At 69.0% G+C, this 22,665-nt stretch carries 20 protein-coding genes; 8 read left to right on the top strand and 12 right to left on the bottom strand.

Annotation, left to right across the window (positions count from 1 at the left end):
* The first annotated feature begins 10 nt into the window (after window positions 1-10).
* Window positions 11-982: a DUF1648 domain-containing protein gene (locus tag JWS14_RS19610; RefSeq protein WP_206014139.1), complete on the top strand. Its 972-nt coding sequence runs from the start codon at window positions 11-13 to the stop codon at window positions 980-982.
* 32 nt (window positions 983-1,014) lie between these two features.
* Here the strand turns inward: JWS14_RS19610 and JWS14_RS19615 are convergent, their stop codons facing one another.
* Window positions 1,015-1,692 (bottom strand): FadR/GntR family transcriptional regulator, encoded by a 678-nt coding sequence (locus JWS14_RS19615; protein ID WP_072942684.1) that lies wholly within the window; start codon window positions 1,690-1,692, stop codon window positions 1,015-1,017.
* 68 nt (window positions 1,693-1,760) lie between these two features.
* On the opposite strand from JWS14_RS19615, the gene JWS14_RS19620 reads away from it, so the two are divergent.
* Both JWS14_RS19620 and JWS14_RS19625 read left to right on the top strand, forming a co-directional pair.
* Entirely contained in the window at window positions 1,761-3,065 is a 1,305-nt protein-coding gene (locus tag JWS14_RS19620) for an MFS transporter (RefSeq protein ID WP_083395683.1), read from the top strand.
* A 9-nt stretch (window positions 3,066-3,074) separates the two neighbouring features.
* Window positions 3,075-3,857 carry a Mut7-C ubiquitin/RNAse domain-containing protein gene (locus JWS14_RS19625; RefSeq protein WP_206014140.1) on the top strand — a complete coding sequence of 261 codons (783 nt, stop codon included), beginning with the start codon at window positions 3,075-3,077 and terminating at the stop codon, window positions 3,855-3,857.
* Here the strand turns inward: JWS14_RS19625 and JWS14_RS19630 are convergent.
* From JWS14_RS19630 to JWS14_RS19640, 3 genes are all read right to left on the bottom strand, one after another.
* Window positions 3,845-4,021 carry a hypothetical protein gene (locus JWS14_RS19630; protein ID WP_174705501.1) on the bottom strand — a complete coding sequence of 59 codons (177 nt, stop codon included), beginning with the start codon at window positions 4,019-4,021 and terminating at the stop codon, window positions 3,845-3,847. The genes JWS14_RS19625 and JWS14_RS19630 overlap by 13 nt on opposite strands.
* Window positions 4,022-4,108: 87 nt before the next feature.
* The gene (locus tag JWS14_RS19635) at window positions 4,109-4,714 is read right to left on the bottom strand and encodes a YqgE/AlgH family protein (protein ID WP_095865449.1); all 606 of its coding nucleotides are present in this window, start codon (window positions 4,712-4,714) and stop codon (window positions 4,109-4,111) included.
* A gap of 67 nt (window positions 4,715-4,781) precedes the next feature.
* Window positions 4,782-5,477 carry a TetR/AcrR family transcriptional regulator gene (locus tag JWS14_RS19640; RefSeq protein ID WP_206014141.1) on the bottom strand — a complete coding sequence of 232 codons (696 nt, stop codon included), beginning with the start codon at window positions 5,475-5,477 and terminating at the stop codon, window positions 4,782-4,784.
* Window positions 5,478-5,620: 143 nt separating this feature from the next.
* Here JWS14_RS19640 and JWS14_RS19645 point away from each other — a divergent pair, with 143 nt between their 5' ends.
* Both JWS14_RS19645 and JWS14_RS19650 read left to right on the top strand, forming a co-directional pair.
* Window positions 5,621-6,562, top strand: a complete 942-nt coding sequence (locus tag JWS14_RS19645) for an NAD-dependent epimerase/dehydratase family protein (RefSeq protein WP_206014142.1) — start codon at window positions 5,621-5,623, stop codon at window positions 6,560-6,562.
* Window positions 6,563-6,572: 10 nt separating this feature from the next.
* Entirely contained in the window at window positions 6,573-7,871 is a 1,299-nt protein-coding gene (locus JWS14_RS19650) for an MFS transporter (protein ID WP_206014143.1), read from the top strand.
* A gap of 8 nt (window positions 7,872-7,879) precedes the next feature.
* Here JWS14_RS19650 and JWS14_RS19655 read toward each other — a convergent pair whose 3' ends face one another.
* Window positions 7,880-8,290, bottom strand: a complete 411-nt coding sequence (locus tag JWS14_RS19655) for a PaaI family thioesterase (RefSeq protein WP_072942698.1) — start codon at window positions 8,288-8,290, stop codon at window positions 7,880-7,882.
* Window positions 8,287-8,700: a hypothetical protein gene (locus tag JWS14_RS51765; protein ID WP_206014144.1), complete on the bottom strand. Its 414-nt coding sequence runs from the start codon at window positions 8,698-8,700 to the stop codon at window positions 8,287-8,289. The genes JWS14_RS19655 and JWS14_RS51765 overlap by 4 nt, the downstream gene beginning before the upstream one ends.
* Before the next feature lie 188 nt (window positions 8,701-8,888).
* Here JWS14_RS51765 and JWS14_RS19665 point away from each other — a divergent pair, with 188 nt between their 5' ends.
* Window positions 8,889-10,448, top strand: a complete 1,560-nt coding sequence (locus JWS14_RS19665) for a DUF4185 domain-containing protein (RefSeq protein WP_420855118.1) — start codon at window positions 8,889-8,891, stop codon at window positions 10,446-10,448.
* A 21-nt stretch (window positions 10,449-10,469) separates the two neighbouring features.
* On the opposite strand, the gene JWS14_RS19670 is transcribed toward JWS14_RS19665, so the two are convergent.
* The 6 genes from JWS14_RS19670 to JWS14_RS19695 form a co-directional block, all read right to left on the bottom strand.
* Window positions 10,470-11,549 (bottom strand): sulfate/molybdate ABC transporter ATP-binding protein, encoded by a 1,080-nt coding sequence (locus JWS14_RS19670; RefSeq protein WP_072942701.1) that lies wholly within the window; start codon window positions 11,547-11,549, stop codon window positions 10,470-10,472.
* On the bottom strand, window positions 11,546-12,352 hold the full coding sequence (locus tag JWS14_RS19675; RefSeq protein ID WP_072942702.1) for an ABC transporter permease: 807 nt from the start codon (window positions 12,350-12,352) through the stop codon (window positions 11,546-11,548). Before JWS14_RS19675 ends, JWS14_RS19670 begins: the two co-directional genes overlap by 4 nt.
* Window positions 12,349-13,158 (bottom strand): molybdate ABC transporter substrate-binding protein, encoded by an 810-nt coding sequence (gene modA / locus JWS14_RS19680; protein ID WP_072942704.1) that lies wholly within the window; start codon window positions 13,156-13,158, stop codon window positions 12,349-12,351. The genes JWS14_RS19675 and modA overlap by 4 nt, the downstream gene beginning before the upstream one ends.
* Complete coding sequence (locus JWS14_RS19685; RefSeq protein WP_072942706.1) at window positions 13,155-13,559, bottom strand: TOBE domain-containing protein; 405 nt, start codon at window positions 13,557-13,559, stop codon at window positions 13,155-13,157. The genes modA and JWS14_RS19685 overlap by 4 nt, the downstream gene beginning before the upstream one ends.
* A gap of 86 nt (window positions 13,560-13,645) precedes the next feature.
* Window positions 13,646-17,782: a bifunctional nitrate reductase/sulfite reductase flavoprotein subunit alpha gene (locus JWS14_RS19690; protein ID WP_206014145.1), complete on the bottom strand. Its 4,137-nt coding sequence runs from the start codon at window positions 17,780-17,782 to the stop codon at window positions 13,646-13,648.
* 238 nt (window positions 17,783-18,020) lie between these two features.
* Window positions 18,021-19,472, bottom strand: a complete 1,452-nt coding sequence (locus tag JWS14_RS19695) for a CCA tRNA nucleotidyltransferase (RefSeq protein WP_072942709.1) — start codon at window positions 19,470-19,472, stop codon at window positions 18,021-18,023.
* Between the two features lie 149 nt (window positions 19,473-19,621).
* Here JWS14_RS19695 and JWS14_RS19700 point away from each other — a divergent pair, with 149 nt between their 5' ends.
* Window positions 19,622-20,197 (top strand): NUDIX hydrolase, encoded by a 576-nt coding sequence (locus tag JWS14_RS19700; protein ID WP_072942710.1) that lies wholly within the window; start codon window positions 19,622-19,624, stop codon window positions 20,195-20,197.
* Between the two features lie 2 nt (window positions 20,198-20,199).
* Complete coding sequence (locus JWS14_RS19705) at window positions 20,200-22,596, top strand: DUF6049 family protein (protein ID WP_206014146.1); 2,397 nt, start codon at window positions 20,200-20,202, stop codon at window positions 22,594-22,596.
* Window positions 22,597-22,665: the final 69 nt, after the last annotated feature.

Below are 22,665 nucleotides of genomic sequence, written 5' to 3' on the forward strand. Positions count from 1 at the left end.
GGCCCGTCCGGTGAACTCCTCGCGCGTCGTCGACCCCGCAGGCGCAGTCTTCGGTCTGCTGCTCCCGGTGATCGCCGCGCTGTCCGGGGTGATCCTCACGAAGGTCTGGGAACCGCGGCTCCCGGCGCAGATCGCGACGCACTGGACCACCACCTCGCCGGACGGCTTCTCCACCCCGATGTCCAGCGCCTGGACGTTCGCCCTGGTGACGGTCTTGTTCGGCGGCGGATGCGCCGCGATCGCCGCCCTCGCCCAGGCAATGCTGATGATGCGCCGCACGATGCTCGTCGTCGGGCTGTCCGTGGTCGGCCTGATCCTCACGGTGCAGGTGCTGCTGCTCTACGTCCAACTCGATGTCACCGACCCCGCGGACACCGAACTCCCGCTGTGGTCGCTCGGCCTCGGTGTCGTGATCGGCGCCGTCGTCGGCCTGATCGGCGCCGCCCTGCTCCGCGACTACCGGCCCCGGGTTGCCGCGACCGGTACTCCCGACCCACGGTTGCCGCGCGCCGACGACCCTGCGACCGTCGCGGACACGGTCGGGTTCGGCACCGTCGGCTCGCTGGTGCTGCTCCTGCTGCTCGGTGTCGTGCCTGCTCTCGCGGTCTGCCTGCTCGTCGACGCGTGGTGGCCGCTCGCCGTGTTCGTTCCGGTGGGGCTGCTGATCGTGAGCCTGCTCCGATTCCGGGTGATCGTCGACCGGACCGGTATCCGGGTGGTGAACATGGGCATGACCGCGCTGCAGTACGGGATCGAGGAGATCGAGGGCGCCCGCGTCGACGTCATCGCACCGTTCGACGACTTCGGCGGCTGGGGACTCAAGGTCAAGGGCAGGCGCAACTACGGCGTCGTGACGAGGACCGGCCCCGCAGTGATCGTCACGACCGCGTGCGGCGACCGCCTGACCGTCACCAGCGCGCGGGCCGAGGAGATGGCCGGCGCACTCAACGCGTTCGCCGACAGGCGGCTCCGCCGCCCGTGAGTGCGCAAAGAGTGCAGGGACTCGCTAACCACTCACGGGCGGGAGGCTTGGTGCACCGCGTCGAGCACGCGGTCGAGGTAGCCGAGGGCGGCGCGGACGGCGGCGTCCTCGTCGCGGGCGGCGATCGCGTCGACGACGGCGTGGTGGTCGTCGGTGGTCAGCGACGGCGGGTGGACGCCCTCGGTGAAGTCGTAGGTGGCGCGGGTGGGTTCGAGGATCCCGGCGAACAGGTCGGACAGCACCGGATTGTGCGCGGCCTCCACGACCCCGAGGTGGAACGCGAGGTCGGCGTCCGCGAATCGGGATGCCTCGTCGGCGGTGCGCTGCCGTTCGTCGAGTAGCGCGGACAGCGACCGCAGGTCGTCGTCGGTGCGCCGCCCGCACGCCAGCCGGACGGCCTCCGTCTCGAGGGCCCGCCGGACCTCGAAGACGTTGAGCATCTCGGCGACCGCGACCTGCCGCCCGAGCAGCCCGCCGATGTCGGTGCGTGCCCGCACGAACGTCCCCGATCCCCGCCGGATCTCGAGGATGCCCGTGGACGTCAGGGTCTTGATGGCCTCGCGCACGGTGTTGCGCCCGACCCCGAGCAGCGTCATCAGCTCGGGTTCGGTGGGGATGCGCTCGCCCACCTTCCAGTCGCCCTCGGCGATCCTGCCGCGCATCCAGTCCAGGGACTGCTGATACGCGGACTCGCGCCGAACCACCGTCATGTACTCATCCTCACACCTCGTCGGCTCGCTCGTCCCGACCGGCCCGTCTAAACTACGTAGGACGTCCCATGTATTTGGACAGCTTCACATATTCGGACAGCCCGAGGAGGCGACCCCACACGTCCACGTCAACCGCTCGCGCCGGCACCCTCCCGACCGCCACCGCCCGCACCACCAGCCGCCACTTCCACGGTCTGAACTATCTCCTCGTCGTCCTGCTCCTCGGCTCCAACATGCCCACGGCGCTGTACTCGCTGTACCGCCACGAATTCGGTTTCACCCCGCTGGTCCAGACGCTGATCTTCGCCGTCTACGTCGCCGGTTTGCTTCCCTCGCTGCTGTTCTTCGGCCCGCTGTCGGACGCGCTCGGACGCCGCTTCGTGTTGCTGGCCGCGATCTTCTTCAGCGTGCTGGGCGCCGTGCTCCTCGCCTTCGCCGATTCGACCGTCTGGCTGTTCCTCGGCCGGATCTCCCAGGGGATCGCCGTCGGCGCGTGCTCGGCCGCCGGTTCCGCCGCCCTGATCGAGCACGAACCCGCCCGGAACCTTCGCCGCGCCGGTCTCGCCGCCACCCTCACCACCGCCCTCGGTGCGGCGCTCGGCCCGCTCTTCGGCGGCGCCGTCGCGCAGTACCTTCCACACGCCCTGGTCTTGCCGTACGTGCTGTTCACGCTGGCGCTCCTGCCCGCGCTGATCCTGGTGCTGCTGCTCCCCGCACCCACCGGCGGACAGTCACGCCCCACCCAGTTGTTCCAGGTGCCGCACGTCCCCGCACCGCTCCGCCGGGTGTTCTGGCTGTCCTCCCTCGGAGTGGCGCTGGCGTGGGGCGCCGTCGGCCTGTTCCAGTCGGTGGTCCCGACGTGGATCATCGACCTGCTCGACGTGAGCAACCTGGTGGTCGCCGGCGGTGCCGCCGCACTGGTCATGGTGTGCTCGGTGTCGGCGCAACTCGTCGCCAACCGGCTCGGAACGGTGCTCTGCCGAACGCTGGGCATCGGCGCCGTCGGCGTCGGCATGGTGGGTCTGCTCGTCGTCGACTTCGCGCCGTCCCTCGCCCTGCTGTGCGCCGTGACGGTCGTCGTCGGTGTGGGACACGGACTCTCGTTCGCCGGTGCGATGCGCGCGGTGGGCGCCGCGGCCGCCGAGCACGCCCCCGATGCCCAGGGCGGGACACTCGCCGCGTTCTTCACCGTCGGCTACGTCGGTCTCGCGGTACCGTCCATCTGCGCGGGCATCGCCATCACCGTCCAGGGCATGCACGTGGCCGTCCTCGAACTCGCGATCATCGGCGCCGTCCTGTGCGGCGTCGTCGCCGTGCTGGGCGTCCGCACGAAGGGTGGGGACCGGGCCGAGGCGGCCAGTACTGTGGCCTGAGGACGTGAAATGCCGATGCCCGAACCGCTTCGCCACTGCGAGTTCCGCTTCTACGAGGAGCTGAACGACTTTCTGCCGCCGGTGCAGCGCAAGCGCACCTTCGAGCACCGATTCGACGGCACCCCGTCGGTGAAGGACCGCATCGAGGCGCTGGGCGTCCCGCACACCGAGGTGGATCTGATCCTCGTCGACGAAGTGTCCGTCGATTTCGCGTATCTCCTGCGCGGCGGCGAACGCGTCGCGGTGTATCCCGTGTTCGAGCGTTTCGACCTGACCGGGGTGACGCAACTGCGCCCGCGACCGTTGCGGGACCCGACATTCGTGCTCGACGTGCACCTCGGCCGCCTCGCCCGCTACCTCCGCCTGCTCGGCTTCGACACCCGCTACCGCAACGACTTCGACGACACGGAACTGGTGGACATCTCCCTCGCCGAGCACCGCATCGTCCTGACCCGGGACACGGGACTGCTCAAGAGGTCGGCGGTCACCCACGGGGCGTTCCTACACGAAACGGACCCACGCCGGCAGCTGCGGGAAGTGTTGGACCGCTTCGACCTTCGGTCGCGGATCACGCCGTTCACGCGGTGCGCGCGATGCAACGGGCTACTCACGCCGATTCCCCGCGACGACGCGCTCGCCGAGGCGCCGCCGGGGGTCGCGCGCAACGAACACCAGTTCAGCCGGTGCCGGGACTGTGCGCAGCTGTACTGGCCGGGCAGCCATCTCCCGAAGCTGAGCCGGCGACTGTCGGAGGTCGGGGTGACGCTCGAGGTGGATTCTCAGGAGGCGTGACGCAACTGCTCGGCGAACTCCGCCGAGCACCCGCAGTCACCGAATTCGTCGCAGTCGATGATCAGTGCGTGCCGGACCTCGGACAACTCGACGCACGACTCGTCGGTGCATTCGGCTCCGTAGAGCGTGTGCACGATCAATGTTCCGTGACAGGTGTCGATCACGTGTGCTGTCCTCCTCACTTCTCGTTCCCCACCTCTGTTGATACCACCCGTCCCCGACAGCCCAGGGACGTGCGCGGGGTGTGTCGGCTAGTTCCGCTCGACGTCGATCGGGTGGGTGGCCAGGAGGGCGAGGGGGAGCGGCTGCCTGCGCAGCACCTGCGCCCACACGTCGACCCGGGCGGGGGCGACGACGTCCGACGCGAGCGCCGAGATGACGATCCAGTCGTCGCGCTGAAGTTCCGAGTCGAGCTGACCGTATGTCCAGCCCGAGTAGCCGGCGAAGATCCGGACACCCTCCACCAGCGGGGCGACGACTTCGGGGTCGGAGTCGAGATCGACCATCACCACGCGGCCGTGGACCCGGCGCAGACCGGGGACGCCGTCGGCCTGCGCGCCGGTGCGCAGCGTCGCCAGGCACAGTGCGGCGTCACGTTTGACGGGACCGCCGACATACAGCGCGGACGGGCGCGCGGTGAGCGGCGCCCACTGTGGCAGCACGTCGTGGACGGCGGTTTCGCTGGGACGGTTGATGACCACACCGAGGCTTCCGGCCTCGTTGTGCTCGATCACATAGATCACGGTGCGACGGAATGCGGGTTCGACGAGATCTGTGGACGAGACCAACAGGCTGCCGGGCCGGACCACCGGTTCCGTCGACGCCGTTCGATCTTCGGGTTCTTCTGCGTGCGCCACCTGAACATCATCCCACCGCGGCGAACGCGATGTGACGGAGGACGCGACCTGCGTCCGGTTCGCCGCTTTACGCCGCAGGCAGCCCCGCCGTCTCGGCAAGTACGGCGAGGTGGTGCTCGAACAGTGCGCCCGGTGTGGTGAACGTGTCGGCGCCGTACTGCCCGAACACCTCGAAGTTCACGGCCCCGAACAGTGCCGACCACACCAGCACGCCGCGGGCGAGCAGATGGTCGGGTGTGGTGAGGCCGAGTTCGGCGCGAACGCGGTCGAGGTCGGTGGCGAGCCGGTCGTCGATGGGCGCCGCCGCGTCCGCCGCGAGCTTGCCCGCCCGGAACGCGTTGTCGAAGATCCCGACGAGCGCGTAGATCACCCGCGTTCCCGGAGTCGTCGTCTGCTCCCCGGGCGCGTCGTAACCGGGAACCGGGCTGCCGAACAGCAATCCGTAGCGGGCGGGCTCGCGCAGCGCCCACTCCCGCACCGCACGTCCGAGCGCCAGGAACTGCTCCCGCGGTCCGGCCGCGGACGCCACCGCGGCCTCCACGGCGTCGCCGAGTTCGTTGTATCCGTCGACGACGAGCAGCGTCAGCAGTTCGTCGCGGCTCTTGACGTACCGGTACACGGCGGACGACACCACGCCGAGGTCCCTCGCGACGGCCCGCAGCGACAGGGCCGCACCCCCGACCGAGGCCAACTGTTCGCGACCGATCCTCGTGATGTCCTGCAACGTCTGCTCGCGGGCGCGCTCGCGTGGTGTTCCTGGCATGGGGTCCAGCGTCGCAATTTCAGAGAGCAGTGTCAACAAACGAGAGCACTGCTCTTGACATTGCGGACCGGAGGGAGCATTCTCGAATAACAGAGAGCAGTGCTCTCGAATCACCGAAATCGACTCACTCAGCGGGAGCAGAAATGTCGAACCTCGAGATCGTCACCGGAGCAGGACCCGTCGGCTGGACCGTCGCCCGGCAGCTCGCCGAACAGGGCCGACGGGTGCGGGTCCTCACCCGCTCGGGCAGCGGCCCGGACCATCCCCTGATCGAGCGGCGGAAGGTCGACGTCTCCGACGCCGCCGCGCTGCAGGAGGCATTCGACGGAGCGACCGCCGTCTACCACTGCATCCACGCCGCCTACAACGCCGACGCCTGGGAGCGCGAACTCCCCGCCGCCGAGCAGACGGTCCTCGAGGCCGCCGGACGCGTCGGCGCGGTCGTCGTCTTCCCCGAGAGCCTCTACTCCTACGACGCGTCTCGACAGCCGATGACCGAGCACACGCCGCGGTCGGCCGACTCCGGTAAGCGCGGCATCCGGACCCGGTTGCTGAAGGCCCGCGCCGAGTCCTCGACGCCCACCGTCAGCGTCGTCGCGTCCGACTTCTTCGGACCGCGGGTGCTGAACGCGCACGCCGGCGAGCGCATGGTGCCCGTCGTCCTCGCGGGCAAGACGATGCGCGTCCTCGGTTCCGCCGACCTGCCCCACTCGTTCACGTACATCCACGACTTCGCGGCCGCGATGATCGCCGCGGCCCACGACCCGGCGCTGTGGAACTCGGTGCTGCACGCACCGACCGCGCCGGCCGTCACCCAGCGGCAGATGGTCGAGGCCTACGCGAAGGCCGCCGGGGTTCCCGCCCCGAAGGTGGGCACCCTGCCCGGCTGGGTGATCCGCGGCGGCGGGCTCGTCCACCAGGGGACCCGCGAACTCGCGGAGATGCTGTACCAGTTCGAGGAGCCGTTCGTGATGGACTCGTCCGAGAGCGAGGCCCGCCTCGGACTGGCCCCGACGCCACTCGACCGGGCTGCCGAGGAGACAGTCCGGTGGTGGCAGGACAGGTCGGTCGCGGCCGCCGGATAGGGTCCTGTGAATGGCGAAACAGCTCGGGGACCGGCGCGAGGCGTGGCGCAGAACGGCGTACACGCTCCGGCGGTCGCCCGGACTGGCCCGTCTCGCCACCGTGCGATTCGCCAGCCAACTCGGCGACGGCATGTTCCAGGCGGCACTCGGTGGCGCGATTCTGTTCAACCCCGAGCGGGAGACGGATCCCGTCGCGATCGCCGCCGGCTTCGCGGTGCTGCTGCTGCCGTACTCGGTGATCGGACCGTACGCGGGCGCACTCCTGGACCGCTGGGACCGCCGCAGCGTGCTGCTGTGGGCGAATGTGCTGCGCGGACTGCTGATTCTGGTGACCGCCGCGCTGCTGGAGACCGGGACCGGCGAATCCGCGCTCCTCGTGCTCGCCCTCTCCGCCATCGGTGTGAGCCGGTTCGTTCTCGCGGGAGTCTCGGCGGCGCTGCCGCGCGTGGTGCACCGTTCCTGGCTCGTGGCCACCAATTCGGTGCTCGCCACCACCGGTTCCGTCGTCGCCGCGCTGGGGGCCGCGACGTCCGTCGCCATCATCTCGTTCGTGGGCGCCGGTGACCGCGGCTCCGGAATCGCCGTGGCGGCCGCCGCCTGCGGTTCCGCGGTGGCCGCGTTCGCGGCGTCGCGCTTCCACCATCGACTTCTCGGTCCGCACGCCGACGAGAAACCCGAATACGGGGCGGTCCGCGCCGTCGCCGCCGGACTGCGCAACGGGGCGCTCGCCGTGTGGCATTCTCCGGGCGTCACGACCGCCATGATCGGGATCGGCACGCACCGGATCGTGTTCGGCGTCAACACGTTGATCATGGTTCTGGTGTTGCGCGACACCGCCACCGTCAGCGCCCTGCCAGGCGGCCTCGCCGGTTTCGGTGTCGCGCTCGGCGCCACCGCCACGGGCATGCTGCTGGCAGCGATCTCGACACCGTTCCTCATTCCGCGCATCGGACGGTCCCGCACCATCGTCGGGGGCCTGATCCTCGCGCTCGTCGTGCAGTGCACGTTCGTCGCGACCCTCACGCAGGCGTCGCTGCTGTGCGGCGCGCTGCTACTCGGATTCGCCGGACAGTCCATCAAACTCAGCGGCGACGCGGCGATGCAGATCGAGATCGAGGACGACCGCAGGGGACAGGTGTTCGCGCTTCAGGACACCGTGTTCAACGTCGCGTTCATCGGGTCGATCGCCGCGGCGTCCCTCGTGATCGCCCCCGACGGCCGATCACTCGCACTGGTGCTGGCGGGTGGGGCGTTCTACGGCCTCGGACTGGTCGGCGTGCTGTTCAACACCCGGCGCGAACCTGCCTGAGAACCGGGCTATTCCGACCCCGGCATCGGCACGTTCTGCAGGCGGACCTGACCGCGAGCCACCTCCTTGCCGGTGTCGGACGCCGTGATCACCACCGACCACAACTGCTGCACGCGGCCCTGCTGGATGGGCACCGCGACCACGTCGACCCGCCCCTCGGTGCGGGCCCGCAGGAAGTCGGTGCCGTTGTGCACGCCCACCGCGAACTGACCGCGGTCGGCGACGGCCGTGCTCGCGCCGATGCTCGCGGCCGATTCGACCGCCGTCGTGTAGACGCCGCCGTGCACTACTCCCCACGGTGTGTGATGGTCGGCGGACAGGTCGATGTGGCCGACCACCTTCGTTCCCGACACTTCGTCGAGTTCCAGTCCGGCTGCGACGACGAAGGCGCTCGCCGCCTCGCGGGTCAGATCGGTCATCGTGTGTTCTCCTCGTCGAACCCTCGGTAAGTTTGAAATCCCAACCCACCTTGCCCGGCTTCGGCGCCGGCGTCAATGGTCCCAGCGGTGCCGACCACCGGATCGGGGCGCCACGTGTGCACCGCCGCGATCACCGGTGGCTCGCGCGGAATCTCGGCGTTCCACGTCCCGCCGCCGGAAGGATCGGTGAAGTAGCGGGACTCGTCCTCGGCGTCGTAGTCGAGCACCGAACGATCGGCCACCCCGTCGCCGTCCGAATCCCACATCGCGTCGTCGAGAAGTCCGTCGCCGTCGAAGTCCAGGCGTACCGCGTCGACACCGCCGGACGGTCCGAGGTCGAGATCGGCGGGCGACGTCCACGCCACCGGGGCGTCGGCACCGGTTCCGAACGAGTACTCGAGAGGATCCATATGAAGGTTGGACGCAGCGCGACCGCATCCGGTTCCACCGAATATCCGCGAATTCCGCTGCGACGGTGAAACCGCACTGTGACCGGACCGCAACCGGACGGGCCGGGCGCGTGCGCCGCGGATGCCGTCCCCCGATGTTATCTTCGACCCCGCGCGTGCAGGTCGGTCCACCGTCACTCCGACCACCGATGTGGAGGGGTCCCGTGGTCGACAAGTCCTGGTCTGTGCCCGGAGTGCCCCTGTACGTGGCCGCCGTCGTCGCCGCGACGATCGGTTTCACCGCCGCACCGGCGTCAGCCGAGACCCTGCCCTGGCTCCCGGTGAACGCCTGCGGCGAGACCGGATTCAACCCGGCGAAGGAGCCGCCGAGCCCGGGCGGGCCACTGCTGCCCCCGATCCCGCCGACCGTGAGCATCCCGATCCCGTACCCCGACTTCGTGCCCGTCCCCGTCCCCGGACCGCGCATCGACCAGAGCCGCGTCGCCCAGGACCTCCCCGCCGATCCGTGCGCGGACCCGTGCCCCGACCTCACCGACGACGTCGACGAACCGGAAACCGGCCCGGGTTCTTCGGGTTCGGCAGGGTCGTCGGGGTCATCGGGGTCGTCGGGCTCGAGTGCGCTGACCATCCCGAAGATCTCGATCGATCCGCGGCCCGAGACCATTCCCATTCCCGTTCCCGGCGGTCCGGGACCCGAACCGAAACCGGCGCCGCCGGTCGAGATCAACCCGGCCGTACGTGGTTCCCTCACCGCCGCGATGGCGAAGCCGGCCGTCGGCGACGTCCGGCTGGTGTCGCAGCTGACCGGACAGGGTTCGGAGAACCGGACGGACAAGCGCTGGCAGGTGGACGGCACCGACCTCGGCATCACGTGGGAGACGAGGCCCGGCGAGGTGGCGGTCGCGTTCGGTGACACGTTCGGCAAGGACTGGGCCCCGCCCGGCGCCTTCGGCGAGGACTGGCGGAGCAACGTTCTCGGCCACAGCACCGACACCGACCTGTCCGACGGCATGACCATCGACAGCATGGTCCAGGACAGCCGGTGCCACGCCGCCGAGATCATCGACAGCAGGCACATCAACAACTTCGAGACGACCACCATCCCCACGTCGGGGTTCGCGATCGGTGACCGTCAGTACCTCAGCTACATGTCGGTGAAGCGCTGGAGCATGGTCCCCGGCATGTGGTACACGAACTACGGCGGCATCGCCTACTCCGACGACAACGGGCAGACCTGGATCAAGGATCAGCACGCCAAGTGGGACAACATCTTCGGTGCCCGGTTCCAGGTGTCCGCGATGGTGCCGCACGGCGACTACGTGTACATGTTCGGCACCCCCAACGGGCGGATCGGCACCATCGGCCTGGCCCGGGTACCCGTCGACCAGGTACTCAACACCACGTCGTACCAGTACTGGTCGGACGGCACGTGGACACCCGTGTCCCAGCGCCTCGCGACCCCCATCGTCGGTGGGGTGGCCAGCGAGTTGTCGGTGCGCTACGACGCGGCCGCGGACACGTGGCAGATGAGCTACCTCGAACCCGTCGGCGGTTCGATCATCCTCCGGCAGTCGTCGAGCCCGCAGGGTGCATGGTCGGACGCGGCGACGCTCGTCGACACGGCCGACTATCCGAAGGCGTACGGCGGCTTCATCCACCCGTGGTCGACGGGCGAGGATCTGTATTTCACGATCTCGGAGTGGGACAGCTACAACGTCTACCTGATGCATGCGTCCCTGCACCCGTGAGTACTTCTCAACCGCCCGACGTTAACAAGTACGCACGGTGTGAAGCGCAACTTCGGTGGCCTTGACCACGAAGTACACGTCCAGGCCCGGCACCAGATCGAGTTCCGCGACGGACGCCGCGGTCACGTCGGCGCTCAGCTCCAGCCGGCCTCCGGCTTCGGCGGCGCGCACCCGGACCGTCGGCCCGCGCACCTCAATCTCCGAGATGGTCACCTGGAAGACGTTGCGTGGACTGCCTTCCGGAGACCGCCTGTGCACGGCCACCGAATGCGGTGCGAACACCGCGACGGCCGGCGCGCCCCCGACGAAGTCGGCGTCGAGCAGACCCTGCATCCGAACACCGGTCTCCGTCTCGAACCCGTCCTGCGCCGCGAACACGGGGACGAGGTTGAGTCCGGCGATCCGCGCGGCGAACGCACTGCGCGGGCGCGTCAGCACGTCGCGCACCGAACCGGATTCGACGACCTGTCCGCCCTCGACGACGATCACCCGGTCGGCCAGTGCCAGCGCGTCGAGAACGTCGTGGGTGACGACGACCGCGGTCCGGTCGCCCTCCCGCAGCACCCGCCTGAGCAGCACCCGCAGGGCGGGGGCCGCAGCGACGTCGAGGGCGGACATGGGTTCGTCGAGCAGCAGCGCCTGCGGTTCCGCGGCGAGTGCCCTGGCGACCGCAACCCGCTGCGCCTGCCCCCCGGACAACTCGTGCGGACGGCGATCGGCGAACTGCGCCGCATCGACTGCGTCCAGCCACTTCTCCGCGACCGCCCGCGACTCCCGGCGTCCGCGGCCCGAACTACGCGGCGCGAACGCCACATTCGCGGCCACCGTCAGATGCGGAAACAGCAGTGCCTGCTGCGCGAGCAGCGCGATACCGCGCCGGTGCGGCGGCACCGCGATGCCACGCTCGGTGTCGGTGAGCACGCGACCGTTCAGTTCGACACGTCCGGCGTCCGGCCGGACCAGGCCCGCGACCACCGACAGCACCGTCGACTTGCCTGCGCCGTTCGGTCCGAGGACCGCCAGCACCTCACCGTCGGCGAGGTCGAATCCCACCTCGACGCCGCGCGCCGCGACCCTGGCCTCGACGCTCAGGCCGGTCACAGCGCCGCCCTCGACGCCCAGCCCCGCGAACCCACCACGATGACGACCGCGACGATCACCAGCACCAGCGACAATGCCACGGCCGCATCCGCGTCCGTCTCGCGCTGCAGGTAGATCTCGAGCGGCAGGGTCCGTGTGACGCCCTGCAGACTGCCCGCGAACGTCAGCGTCGCCCCGAACTCGCCGAGCGCCCGCGCGAACGCCAGCACCGAACCGGACACGAGTCCGGGCAGCACCAGGGGGAGCGTCACCCGCCGGAAGACGGTGGTGGGACTCGCACCGAGCGTGGCGGCGGCGTGCTCGTACCGCCTGCCCGCGGTCCGCAGCGACCCTTCGAGGCTCACCACCAGGAACGGCAGCGCGACGAAGGTCTGTGCGAGCACCACGGCCGTGGTGGTGAACGCGATGTGGATGCCCGCGACCTCGAGGTGCTGCCCGATCAGACCCTTCCGGCCGAACGTGTAGAGCAGGGCGATGCCCCCGACCACCGGTGGGAGTACCAGGGGCAGCAGCACCAGCGAACGCAGCACGTTGAGTCCGCGAAAGCTGCTGCGGGACAACACCGCCGCCATCGGGACGCCCAGCAGGATGCACAGGGCAGTACTTGCGGCGGCGGTGCGCAGACTCAGTTCCAACGCCGCGAGTGAGGATTCCGACGTGACCAGTTCGAAGAAGCGCGTCCAGTCGACACTCGCCAGCATCGCAAACAACGGCAGGACGACGAACAGGCCGCCCACCGCTGCGGGCACGAAGATCCAGCCCGGAAGCCCGGACGGAACCTTCACGCGCGGCGCTCGGATCACGGCTGAGCGAATCCGGCCTTCGCCAGCACCGCCTGGCCCTCGGGTCCGGTGACGAGGTCGAGGAAGCCCTGCGCCGCCTCCGGCTGCTTCGAAGCGGACAGCGCGGCAATCGGATAGGTGTTCACGGCCTGCGCCGCCTCCGGGAAGGGCACGGCGGTCACCTTGTCGCCCGCACCTGCCGCGTCGGTGACGTACACGAGTCCGGCGTCCGCCTGACCGGCCGTCACCTTGTTCAGCACGTCGGTGACCGACGACTCCTCGCTGACGGGGGTGAGGTCGACACCCGAAGCCGTCTCGACCTTCTGTGTCGCGGAACCGCACGGAACCTGCGGGGCACACGTGACGACGAGCGTTCCCTCACGGTTCAGATCCGCGAACGACGTGATGCCCTTGGGGTTTCCGGGTGCCGTCACGATGGTCAGCGTGTTGGTCGCGAAGTTGACGGGGGTTCCCGCGACGAGTCCGGCGTCGACGACCTTCTTCATGTTGTTCGTGTCGGCGGACGCGAACACGTCGGCGCTAGCGCCCTGGTCGAGTTGCGCGGCGAGGTCGGACGAACCCGCGAAGCTGAACTCCACGTGGGATCCGGGGTTCGCGGTCTCGAACATCTCGCCGAGTTCGGTGAACGTGCCCTTCAGCGACGCCGCGGCGAACACCGTGATGTCGCCGCCCGATGCGGCCGCGGACGTCGACTCGGCCGAACCCGAGGCACCGCTGTCGTCGTTCGAACCGCAACCGGTGAGAAGGCCCAGACCGAGCGCGGCCGCAGCAGCCCCCGTCGTGACCCGGCGCCAGGACATTTTCATGAAATTCCTCCAGGAGTTTCGACGATCACCGTGGTCGACTTGACGACGGCTACCGCGACCTTGCCGGGCTCGAGCCCGAGGTCGCGAACGGCTTCACTGCTCATCAGGGAAACGACACGGAAAGGCCCGCACTGCATCTCGACCTGGGCCATCACCTTGTCCATCACGACCGCGGTGACGATGCCGGTGAATCGGTTACGTGCCGAGGATTCCGATCCGAGCAGGTCGGGCGACTTCGACGCGTTGGCGCGCGCGAACTCGGCGAGGGCGGGACCGTCGATCACCTTGCGGCCCGACTCGTCCTTGTCCGCCGCGAGGCTGCCGTTGTCGATCCACCGCCGGACCGTGTCGTCGCTGACGCCGAGGAGTTCCGCGGCCTGTCGTATCCGGATACCCGTCATCCGGAGGTCGTCCGCGCATGCGTCATGACCGCCATACTATGTCGGCATATACGGACCGAACAAGTAGAAACCGCCGAAGATGCGGATCAGTACACGTCCCGCACGTAGCGCTTGTCGCTGGACAGCTGCTTCATGTACAGCTCGGTGTCCTCCTCGTCGAGGCGACCGTGGGTGCGGACGACTTCACGAACCGTCTCGTCGACGTCCTTGGCCATCCGGCTGGCGTCGCCGCACACATAGAGGGAGGCACCCTCCTGCATCCAGCCCCACAGTTTGGCGCCGTGTTCGCGGATGCGGTCCTGCACGTAGATCTTCTGCCGCTGGTCCCGGGAGAACGCCGCATCGAGGTGGGTGAGAAATCCGTCGCGGTGCATAGCTTCCATCTCCTCGCGGTAGTAGAAGTCGGTAGCCTCGTGCTGCTCACCGAAGAACATCCAGTTCTTGCCCGTGTGACCCAATTCCCTGCGTTCGTGCAGAAATCCGCGGAACGGTGCGATCCCGGTGCCGGGACCGACCATGATCATCGGCGCATCGGCGGCCGACGGGGGACGGAAGTGCGCCGACTTCTGCACGAAGATCGGCACGTCGACGTCGTCGCAGTGATCGGCGAGGAACGTCGAGCACACCCCGGAGCGGTTCTTGCCCTCGTGGTTGTAGCGCACCGCGGAGACGGTCAGCTGCACCTCACCCGGGTCCACCTTGGGGCTCGACGAGATCGAGTACAGCCGCGGCTGGAGGCGCTTGAGGACGCCCAGCCACTCCTCCGCGTCGGCGTCGACTTCGTACTGCGCCAGCACGTCCATCGACTGCCGTCCCCACAACCACTGCTGGAGCGCGATCTTGTTGTGCGGGCGCAGCAGTCGCGCCAACTCGGTGTCCTGCGTGCGACTCTGCACGAACCGCAGCAGTTCGGGCGTCACCTTGGTGATCTCGAGCTTCGTGCGCAGCGCCTCCCGCAGTGTCATCTCCGGCAGGTCCGGCAGCGTGACGGGTGTGTCCGGGATCGACCGGGTGACCTTCAACCACTCGTCGACGACGCCATCGCTGTTGGTGGGCCACACACCGAGCGCGTCGCCCGCCTCGTAGGAGAATTCCGGATCGTTCACCTCGAAGCCGAACTGCCGCACGTCCTTCGACGAACCGGCCGCGCTGAGCGGGATGTTCCTCGTCAACCGGGTGACGAGGGGAGACTTCCGGGTGAACGTCGCCGCCTTCTTCGCCGCGGGCCTGGCAGGCGCTGGGGCGGCCTGGGCAGCACCGCCGGCCGCGCGCTCACGGACCAGGTTCTGCACCTGGGTCAGCCACTGGTGCGCCTGGTCCTCGTAGTCGGGTTCGCAGTCGACGCGCTCGGTCAGCCGCTTCGCCTCGAGTTGCTCCAACCGGGCGTCGATCCGCTTGCCGTGCCCGCAGAAGTCGTCGTAGTTCGAGTCTCCGAAAGCCAGTACGGCGTAGCGGGTCTGCGCCAGCCTCGGTGCCTCGTCGCTGCTGAGCGCGGACCAGAAGCTGCTGCCGTTGTCGGGGGCGTCGCCGTCCCCGAACGTGCTGGTGATGATCAGGAGATCGCGGACGTCGGCAAGGCCCGCGACGTCGTAGTCGTCCATGCTGGTCAGGTGCGTGCCGTGGCCGGCTTCCTCGAGCTGGCGGGCGCATTCGGCGGCGAACTCCTCCGCGTTGCCGGTCTGCGACGCCCACACCACGACCACGGGGTGCTGGACCGATTCAGCGGTCGCGGGACTCGTGTCCGGCGCCGCGGAGCCGTCCGGTACGGCGGAGCGGGAGAACAGCCCCGCCATCAGACCGTCCAGCCACACCCTCTTCGACCCGGAGATCGGCGCGGTGCGCGGAAGAACCGGAACGCCCTGCAGTTCGGTGGACTGCAGACCCGCCAGAAGTCCGGCGAGGTACGTGCGCTCGTGTTCGTCGAAGCTGGGGGATGCCGAATCATCCAGTCCGAGAATGCGGCTCATCTCCGCGGCGGGCGAGCCGCTCGCGAGGGTGAGAGCCCCACCCGATTCGGGAACCTCGGGCTCGGACACCGGGGCCACCCGGGTCAGGGAGACGGCACACACCTTGAACTCCGGCTGGAAGGACGTGGGGTCGACGGCGTCGTTGGTGACGGCGTTGATGCTGAGGTATTCACCGAACGAGTCGTTCCAGTGGAACGGGGCGAAACAGCCTCCTGGCAGCACGCGGTCGCTGACGACGGCGGGAAGCACCGCGCGACCGCGCCGGGACGCGACCTCCACCTTGTCGCCTTCGGAAATCGACAGCTTCTGCGCATCGGCCGGGTTGATCTCGACGAACGGGCCGGAGTTCAACTTGTTGAGCTTGGCGACCTTGCCGGTCTTCGTCATGGTGTGCCACTGGTGCTGCAGGCGCCCGGTGTTGAGGACCAGGGGGTAGTCGTCGTCGGGCATCTCCGCGGGCAGCATGTGCGGGCGCGGGAAGAAGGCGGCCTTGCCGCTCGCGGTGGCGAACGCGAGGCGGGGGAGTGAACCGTCGGGAGCGGACAGCAGGTTCTGGCTGACGCCGTCGTTGACGTAGCGGATCGGGTTGCGATCGGTACGGTTGCCGGGCGGGCTCGGCCACTGCACCGGCGTCTCCCGCAGCCGGTCGTAGCTGACGCCGCGAAGGTCGTAGCCGGTCTTCGGATTCCAGGTGCGCTTGATCTCCTCGAACACGTCCTCCGAGGATTCGTAGGTGAACGCGTCCGCATATCCCATCTCGCAGGCGACGCGGGCGATGATCTGCCAGTCGGGCAGCGCCTGGCCGACCGGGTCGACGGCCTGCTGCAGCAGGGTGAGGTTGCGCTCGGAGTTGATCATCACCGAATCCGACTCCGCCCACAGCGCGCCGGGCAGCAGGATGTCGGCGTACCCGTTGGTCTCCGTGTCGAGGAAGACGTCCTGGGTGATCACGAGATCGGCGGCCTCGAGGCCCTCGATCACGGTCCGCCGGTTGGCCACGGTGGCAACGGGATTGGTGCAGATGATCCAGCACGCCTTGATGTCGCCCGCCACCATGCGCTCGAACATGTCGACGGTGCCGGTGCCGACCTCGGTGCGGATGCTGCCTTCGGGCAGCTCCCACAGATCCTCGATGAACGCCCGGTCGTCGGCGGCGAGCACGGACCGCTGGCCAGGCAGTCCGGGACCCATGTATCCCATCTCGCGGCCGCCCATGGCGTTCGGCTGACCGGTGAGGGAGAACGGGCCGCTGCCCGGACGGCAGATGGCCCCGGTGGCCAGGTGCAGGTTGCAGATCGCGTTGGTGTTCCAGGTGCCGTGGGTGCTCTGGTTGAGGCCCATCGTCCAGCAGCTCATCCAGTTCTCGGCCTCACCGATCCACTGGGCGGCCTGCCGGATGTCGGCCTCGGGGATGCCGGTGATCTCCGCGACCTTCTCGGGGGTGTACTCCTCGAGGAACTCGGGCATCACCTCCCAGCCCTCGGTGAACTCGGCGATGAACGCCGGATCGGTGTGCCCGTTCTGCACGAGCAGGTGCAGCAGGCCGTTGAGCAGTGCGAGGTCGGTGCCCGGCGCGATCTGCATGAACAGGCCGGCCTTGTCGGCCGTCGCGTTGCGGCGCGGGTCGACGACGATCAGCTTGGCGCCGGCCTTGATCCGGTCCATCATCCGCAGGAACAGGATGGGGTGACAGTCCGCCATGTTCGCGCCGATCACGAAGAACACGTCGGCCTTGTCGAAGTCCTGATACGAGCCGGGCGGACCGTCGGCGCCGAGGGACTGCTTGTAGCCGGTGCCGGCGCTGGCCATGCACAGACGCGAGTTCGACTCGATCTGGTTGGTCCCGACGAAGCCCTTCGCCAGTTTGGTGATCAGGTACTGGGCCTCGATGGACATCTGGCCGGAGACATAGAAGGACAGGGCGTCGGGACCGTGCTCGTCGAGTTGTTCCTTCAGCCGGCGGGCGGTCTCGCTGATGGCGGCGCCGACGTCCACCGCGGTGGGCGCCTCCCCGCGCTCGTCCCGCACGTACCCGGTTTCCATGCGGCCACCGGCCACGAGCATCTCCGCGCTCGTCGCGCCCTTGGTGCAGAGCCGCCCGAAGTTGGTGGGATGGTCCTTGTCGCCGGACGCCTTGAGCACCCGGCGGGCATTCGTCTCGGGATCGATCCCGACCTCGAGCACCATGCCGCAGCCGACACCGCAGTACGAGCAGGCGGTCTTCACTGTGGAAGTCCCGGCTTTCTGCTGCTGCATCGACTCGCTCCTCACCTGCACGGTCGCCGCGTGTCCACCTGGCTCACGACCTGTATCAATGGTGCCGACCGGCGTGTTTCGTCGGGATTAACCCCGGTGAGCGTTCGATGACGTCTCTCGCACCCGGCCGCGGGCGCGGTGGTGATGTCGGCACCACGGCAACGGCCAGTTCATGTGACCGACGTCACTCGATTTGGGTGTGCAGGGTGGCTGAGCAGGGGAGGAACCAGCGGATCGGTCAGGCCTGCTGCGCGGCCCACCACGACAGGAGTTCGGCCTCGGCCTCGTCCCGGCTGAGAGGACCGCGGTCGAGCCGGAGCTCCTTGAGGTACTTCCAGGCCTTCCCGACCTCCGGCCCCGCGGGAATGCCGAGCAGTTCCATGATCGCGTTGCCGTCGAGGTCGGGGCGCACCCGGGCGAGGTCTTCCTGCTCGGCGATCCGGGCGATCCGCTCCTCGATGTCGTCGTACGTCGCCTGCAGCGCAGCCGCCCGCCGCTTGTTGCGGGTGGTGCAATCGGCGCGGACCAGCTTGTGGAGGCGCGGCAGCAGCGGACCGGCGTCCGTCACGTACCGGCGCACCGCGGAATCGGTCCACTGCCCCTTGCCGTAGCCGTGGAACCGCAGGTGCAGGAACACGAGCTGCGAGACGTCGTCGACCATCTGCTTCGAGTACTTCAGGGCCCGCATCCGCTTACGGACCATCTTCGCGCCGACCACCTCGTGGTGGTGGAAACTCACGCCGCCACCCGGCTCGTTGCGCTTCGTGTCCGGTTTGCCGATGTCGTGCAGCAGCGCCGCCCAGCGCAGCACCAGGTCGGGGTCGCCGTCCTCGAGGTCGACGGCCTGCTTCAGCACCGTCAGCGAGTGCCAGTACACGTCCTTGTGCTGGTGGTGCTCGTCTATCTCGAGCTTCATCTGCGGCACCTCGGGCAGCACGAAATCGGCCAGACCGGTCTCGCACATCACGTTCATGCCGTCGATGGGGAACTCGCCGAGGATCAGCTTGTCCAGTTCGGCACGCACGCGTTCGGCGGTGATCCGCTCGATCTGCGAGGCCATGTCGACGATGGCCCGATGCACGCGCTCCTGCAGGGTGAATCCCAGCTGGGACACGAACCGGGCGGCCCGCAGCATGCGCAGCGGGTCGTCGTTGAACGAGTTCTCCGGCGCCGACGGCGTGTCCAGCACCCCGGCCAGCAGCGCGTCCATGCCGTTCAGGGGGTCGACGAAGTCCTGCGAGCCGTCCGCACCGATCCGGACGGCCATCGCGTTGACCGTGAAATCGCGCCGCACCAGATCGTCCTCGAGTTTCGTCCCGAACTGGACGACGGGATTGCGCGACACCCGGTCGTAGGCATCGGCCCGGTACGTCGTGATCTCGATCTGCTGACCCGCCTTGGCGGCGCTGATCGTCCCGAACTCGATACCCGTGTCCCACTGGTTGTCGACCCAGCCGGACAGCAGTTTCTGCACCTGCTCCGGGCGGGCGTCGGTGGTGAAGTCGAGGTCGGTGCCGAGGCGACCCAGGATCGCGTCCCGGACGCTGCCCCCCACCAGGTACAACTCGTGACCGGCGGAAGCGAACTTCTCACCGAGCGGCGTCAGGACTTCGGACAGCTCGCGCAGCGTCACCGCGGCGCCGGCAAGCAGTCGCGTACGGCGCTCGTCGTCGAGAGAAGGGGCAGTCACGTCCAGGAAGCTTACCGAGGTGCGCAAATAGCGGGATACGCATACACGCTGTCACCTCGCAGTTCGGTTCACCACAGGTGTGTCACGAAGCGTCTCGGTTCGGGTGCGGCGTTCCGGTGGAAACGGCAAAGCCAACTACTATCGATGGGGTGTCTGCTGCCGAACGTGCGAACAGGAGTCGCCGCAACTCGCGGCGGCGCGGCGCCGTCGGCAAACCCGCGAAACCCCACATGAGGACGGTGCGGGAAACGTCGGCGGGCGGGCTCGTCGTCAACGGACTCGGCGGCCCGCGGGAGAATCTGTGCGCCGCGCTGATCGGGCGCACCGACCGTCGCGGGCGGCTGCTGTGGTCACTGCCCAAGGGGCATATCGAGCAGGGCGAGACCGCCGAACAGACCGCGATGCGTGAGGTCCAGGAAGAGACCGGCATCCAGGGCACCGTCCTGGCGTCACTCGGCAGCATCGACTACTGGTTCGTCACCGAGGGCCGCCGGGTCCACAAGACCGTCCATCACTATCTGCTGAGATGCCTCGGCGGGGAACTGTCGGACGAAGACGTGGAAGTCACCGAGGTAGCGTGGGTGCCGCTCGCCGAGCTGGGATCACGCCTGGCCTACGCAGACGAACGGAAACTCGCAGAAATCGCCGGTGACTTGATCTCCAAGATGACTACCACTCCGCCCACTTCCGACCTGAAGCTCCAGAAGGGGCCAGACGCCGGATGAGGATGGCTTTGCGTCGGGTCGGTGCCGTGACGTTGACCGCACTCGCGGTCGTTCTGGTTCCCACCAGCACCGTGGTGGCGTCGGCCCAGGAACCCGTGCCGCCGGAGAGCGCCGGGACCCAGCTCGTCGACGAGGACCCCGAGTTCCTCGAACTGCACATCGACAACGTCACCCCGTCCACGGTGACCACCACGAGCGACCCGATCGTCACCGTCACGGGCTCGGTGAAGAACATCGGCGACCGCACGGTCCGCGACGTCAGTGTGCGACTGCAACGCGCTCCGGCCGTCGCGAGCAGCGAGGGTCTCCGCACGTCCCTCACCCTCGATCAGTCCCGCTACGACACGGTCGGCATGTTCGACACGGTCGCGGGCCGCCTCGACGAGGGCCAGAGCAAGCAGTTCACGCTGTCGCTGCCGCTGCGTTCCGACACCGACCTCTCTCTCGACATCACCGAACCCGGCGTGTACCCGCTGATGGTGAACGTGAACGGCACCCCCGAGTACGGCGGGGCCGCGCGCCTCGACGACGCCCGGTTCCTGCTGCCCGTGTTCGGTGTCCCGGGCAGTCCGGCGGTGCCCCCGGACATCTCCAGTCCCGTCGCCGTCACCATGATGTGGCCCCTCGCCGACCGCCCCCGGCTCGCGGCGGGTGTCGCCGGCTCCGTCACCGAACCGGTGCGTCTCGTCGACGACGACCTCGCGACCTCACTGGACGACGGCGGCCGGCTCGACGAACTGCTGGGGGCGGCGGAATTCGCCACCCGGGAGAGCGTCGACCGCGACCACACGCTGAGGGACAGTCTGTGCCTGGCGGTGGACCCGGACCTGCTGATCACCGTCGAGAACATGACGCGCGGCTATCTGGTGGTGGACAACCCGTCCGATCCCACCGGTTCCGCGCACGAGGGTGCGGGCAAGGAGGCCGCGTCGGCGTGGCTCGAGCGTGCCCGGACGCTGGCCGCGACGATGTGCACCACGTCGGTGCCGTTCGCGCAGGCCGACCTGTCCGCGATCACCGAGGTCGGGAACGCCGACCTCACCGCGACCGCCGTCGACGCCCCCGCCGACATCGTCGACAATGTGCTGGGTGTCACGTCGCTGCGCAATTTCGTGTGGAGCGACGCCGGCGTGCTCGACGACGCGACCGCGCAGATGCTCCGCGGAGACGACGCGACCACCGCGCTCGTGGCCGCGAACTCCGTCGACACGACCACGCCCCGGGACAGCGCCCACGTCATCGAGGCGACACCGCCGCCCGCAGCCCCCGTCCCGGCGAACGGGGAGACCACCACCCCGGCGGCCACCGAGACGCCCGCGGCCACGGGGAGCGTCGACGCGCTGCTGTTCGATCCGTCCGTCGGCACGGCGCTCGCCGCGATGGGAACGACTCCGCAGACTCCGTCCTACACACCCCAGCGCGCCCGGTACGACCTCTCGGACGATTCCCAGACCGCCCGGCTGCAGGACGCGCTCGGTGCGGTGTCGTGGTCGGCCCTCGAACCCGAGGCCGCACGGGCCGCCGGTGTCCCCCGATCGCTGATGGTGGTGCCGCCGCAGCTGTGGACGGCAGGCGCCGACGACGCGAAGACGCTGCTGTCGACGGTGTCGTCGCTGATGCGCTCGGGGCTCGCGACGCCCCGGCCGTTGCCCGCGTTGCTCGGACGTCAGCCCGGATCACCCGAGGTCGCGAGCCTGGACTACCCGGATCAGGCCGCCGAGGACGGCGTCCCCGCCCACATCCGCGACGCCGCCGCCACCCAGATGCCCCGGATCGAGGCACTGAACGCGGCGCTGGTCGACGACCCGCAGGCCCCGCTCACCCCGGAGCGGTTCACCGCGCCGCTCCGCGAGGACCTGGTGCGGTCGATGAGCCTCGCGCATCGCCGCGACGACGAACGCCGGTCCGCGGAAGAAGCGTCCGACACGCGCGCCGACGAGGTGGCCGAAACCATGGACGACATGTTCGGGGCCGTCACCGTCGTGTCGCCGGGCGGCGTCTACACGCTGGCGTCGGAACAGAGCCCGCTGCTGCTGGTCGCCAGAAACGACCTCCCGGTCGGGATCACCGTCCGTCTGCAGGTGGACGCGCCTTCCGGGATGACCATCACGGACATCGGCCCCACCACGCTGCCTCCGCGGGGCAGTCGCACCCTCACCGTTCCCACCGAGGCCAACGACTCCCGCAAGCTCGTCGTCAACTTCTCTCTGACCACCGCCGATGGACAGCAACTGGGAGAGCCGACCAGCGTGACGGTACGGTCCAACGCGTACGGGCAGGCGTTGGCGATACTGACAGCATGCGCGGGTGCTCTGCTGCTGTTCCTCGCCGGCCGCCGGCTGTGGCATCGATTCCGCGGCCAGCCGGATCCAGCTGACGAAGGGTACGAACGTTCATGACCGGGAACTTGCCCAGTAGGGGCCAGAGGCTTCCCGATCGCTCCCATCCCCGGGTCGCGCCGTGGGAGC

The sequence above is a fragment of the Rhodococcus koreensis genome (assembly GCF_017068375.1).
Lineage (GTDB): Bacteria > Actinomycetota > Actinomycetes > Mycobacteriales > Mycobacteriaceae > Rhodococcus_F > Rhodococcus_F koreensis.

Excerpts from the sequence above, each read along its gene's own strand:
- JWS14_RS19620 (WP_083395683.1), top strand. The coding sequence starts at position 1,761 with ATGTATTTGGACAGCTTCACATATTCGGACAGCCCGAGGAGGCGACCC.
- JWS14_RS19685 (WP_072942706.1), bottom strand. The coding sequence starts at position 13,559 with ATGACGGGTATCCGGATACGACAGGCCGCGGAACTCCTCGGCGTCAGC.
- JWS14_RS19655 (WP_072942698.1), bottom strand. The coding sequence starts at position 8,290 with ATGACCGATCTGACCCGCGAGGCGGCGAGCGCCTTCGTCGTCGCAGCC.
- JWS14_RS19645 (WP_206014142.1), top strand. The coding sequence starts at position 5,621 with ATGTCGAACCTCGAGATCGTCACCGGAGCAGGACCCGTCGGCTGGACC.
- modA (WP_072942704.1), bottom strand. The coding sequence starts at position 13,158 with ATGAAAATGTCCTGGCGCCGGGTCACGACGGGGGCTGCTGCGGCCGCG.
- JWS14_RS19690 (WP_206014145.1), bottom strand. The coding sequence starts at position 17,782 with ATGCAGCAGCAGAAAGCCGGGACTTCCACAGTGAAGACCGCCTGCTCG.
- JWS14_RS19665 (WP_420855118.1), top strand. The coding sequence starts at position 8,889 with ATGTGGAGGGGTCCCGTGGTCGACAAGTCCTGGTCTGTGCCCGGAGTG.
- JWS14_RS19625 (WP_206014140.1), top strand. The coding sequence starts at position 3,075 with ATGCCGATGCCCGAACCGCTTCGCCACTGCGAGTTCCGCTTCTACGAG.
- JWS14_RS19615 (WP_072942684.1), bottom strand. The coding sequence starts at position 1,692 with ATGACGGTGGTTCGGCGCGAGTCCGCGTATCAGCAGTCCCTGGACTGG.
- JWS14_RS19650 (WP_206014143.1), top strand. The coding sequence starts at position 6,573 with ATGGCGAAACAGCTCGGGGACCGGCGCGAGGCGTGGCGCAGAACGGCG.
- JWS14_RS19640 (WP_206014141.1), bottom strand. The coding sequence starts at position 5,477 with ATGCCAGGAACACCACGCGAGCGCGCCCGCGAGCAGACGTTGCAGGAC.
- JWS14_RS51765 (WP_206014144.1), bottom strand. The coding sequence starts at position 8,700 with ATGGATCCTCTCGAGTACTCGTTCGGAACCGGTGCCGACGCCCCGGTG.
- JWS14_RS19705 (WP_206014146.1), top strand. The coding sequence starts at position 20,200 with ATGGCTTTGCGTCGGGTCGGTGCCGTGACGTTGACCGCACTCGCGGTC.